This window comes from Alcanivorax sp. HI0044, from assembly GCF_001634945.1.
Genome location: NZ_LWEZ01001894.1, coordinates 1 through 1,051, shown reverse-complemented (window position 1 = coordinate 1,051; position 1,051 = coordinate 1). Strand labels below are relative to the sequence as shown.

Genomic DNA, 1,051 nt, shown 5'->3' with positions numbered 1-1,051 from the left:
TTCTCCGCCACCCTGATGTTTGTCGGTGGCGGCGTGGTGTTCATGCTGATCGATCGCGCGCTCGCCGCCAAAGGGGGCGCCATGTCGCAATTGCTGGCCATGCTTCTCGATTTTGTTCCCGAAGCTATCGCACTGGGCGCCGCGCTGGCAGTGGGAGGCGGCCAGGCGTTTCTGCTGGCGTTCCTGATTGGCATGCAGAATCTGCCGGAAGGGTTCAACGCCTACCGTGAAATACGTGATAGCGGCGGGCTTGCCCCGGGCAAGATCATTCTCGCCTTTGCCGGGCTATCCCTTCTTGGGCCTGTCAGCGCCTGGCTAGGCTTTGCGGTATTGGTAAACATGCCAGTCATACTGGGCGGCATTATGCTGTTTGCCAGCGGCGGCATTCTCTACCTGATTTTCCAGGACATCGCCCCGCAAGTTCCACTGAAGCGGTCCTGGGCGCCGTCACAGGGCGCTGTTGCCGGATTTGCCCTGGGTTTGGTGGGGCATCTGTTGGTGCAGTGAGTTGGGGCTATTATAGAACGGAGCGTAGCGGAGTAACGCACGTCGTTCCGTGCGGCCCGAAGGGTGAGCGAAGCGAATAACGCCGCTTGTGGCGCGAACCGAGCGACAGCGAGGCGAGAGAAATCAACGATATCGACCCTTCTTTCCGGCGCTGTCGAGCACTGATCTCCCCGATCGCCCTGCGGGTGATTTCCTTGCTTCGCAAGGTTCGCACCTCGAGAGGTACTCCTACAGTCGCGTCGTAGCCAGGCCGGGGTTATTCTCCCCAGCGTTTCACCAGGGTCTGCTCCACACCAAGATGATCGAGTAACCGGGCCACCATGAAATCCACCAGATCGTCCACGCTTTGTGGCTGGTGATAGAAACCCGGCGCGGCGGGCATGATGGTGACACCGAGGCGGGAAAGTTTGAGCATATTTTCCAGATGAATCGCAGAAAAAGGCGATTCGCGGGGCACCAGAATCAACTTGCGCCCTTCCTTGATCGCCACATCCGCAGCGCGCTCAATCAGGTTATCACTGGTGCCCGTGGCAATGGCAGACAG

General features: G+C 59.4%; 2 protein-coding genes. One reads left to right on the top strand and one right to left on the bottom strand.

Annotated features, from left to right (window positions below; genetic code table 11):
- On the top strand, positions 1–507 hold a 507-nt coding region (locus A3730_RS32365; RefSeq protein ID WP_063539402.1), incomplete at its 5' end, for a ZIP family metal transporter.
- 256 nt (positions 508–763) lie between these two features.
- Here A3730_RS32365 and A3730_RS28285 read toward each other — a convergent pair.
- Positions 764–1,051: UbiX family flavin prenyltransferase (locus tag A3730_RS28285; protein WP_156501424.1), on the bottom strand; the 288-nt coding region annotated here is incomplete at its 5' end.